Below are 851 nucleotides of genomic sequence, written 5' to 3'. Positions count from 1 at the left end.
CAGTACAAAAATTCGTGAAGCGGAACGTAATAAAGTTATTGAACAATTCCGTTCACAATTAAATACCATCATTACTGCAACCGTTAAAAAAGTAAACCGCGAGCAAATTATCTTGGATTTAGGTAATCAAGCGGAAGCGGTAATCGTGCGTGAAGATATGCTTCCGCGTGAAAACTTCCGTCCAGGCGACCGTGTACGCGGCGTATTATATGCGATTAAACCTGAATCAAAAGGCCCGCAACTTTTCGTAACACGTGCAAAACCGGTAATGTTAGAAGAGTTATTTAAACTGGAAGTACCGGAAATCGGTGAAGATGTCATTGAAATTAAAGGCGCATCACGTGATCCGGGTTCTCGTGCGAAAATTGCGGTGAAATCACATGATAAACGTATCGATCCGGTAGGCGCTTGTGTTGGTATGCGCGGTGCACGTGTGCAAGCTATTAGCAATGAATTGGGCGGTGAGCGTGTAGATATCGTACTTTGGGACGATAATCCGGCGCAATTCGTGATTAACGCAATGGCACCGGCGGAAGTAAGCGCGATTGTCGTGGATGAAGATAAACATGCGATGGATATTGCGGTTGAAGGTAAAAATTTAGCCCAAGCAATCGGTCGTAACGGTCAGAACGTACGTTTAGCGACACAATTAACCGGCTGGACGTTAAATGTCATGACTACCGAAGATTTAGATAAGAAACATCAAGCGGAAGATAACAAAGTTATTAGTTTATTTGTTTCCGCGTTAGAAATCGACGATGAATTCGCTCAATTATTAGTGGATGAAGGCTTCTCTAGCTTAGAAGAAATCGCATTCATTCCGGTAAGCGAATTAACCGCAATTGACGGCG

Annotated in this window: 1 protein-coding gene; it reads left to right on the top strand. The window is 43.4% G+C overall.

Annotation, left to right across the window (positions count from 1 at the left end; all coding sequences use genetic code 11):
* The coding region (gene nusA, locus DAE25_RS22660) for a transcription termination factor NusA (RefSeq protein ID WP_107768553.1) at positions 1 to 851 on the top strand (851 nt) is incomplete at both ends.

Origin of the sequence: Nocardioides terrigena (assembly GCF_003047265.1) — a bacterium.
GTDB lineage: Bacteria > Actinomycetota > Actinomycetes > Propionibacteriales > Nocardioidaceae > Nocardioides > Nocardioides terrigena.
Note: the sequence above shows the minus strand (reverse complement) of the source record. Positions and strands in the feature narration are given on the sequence as shown.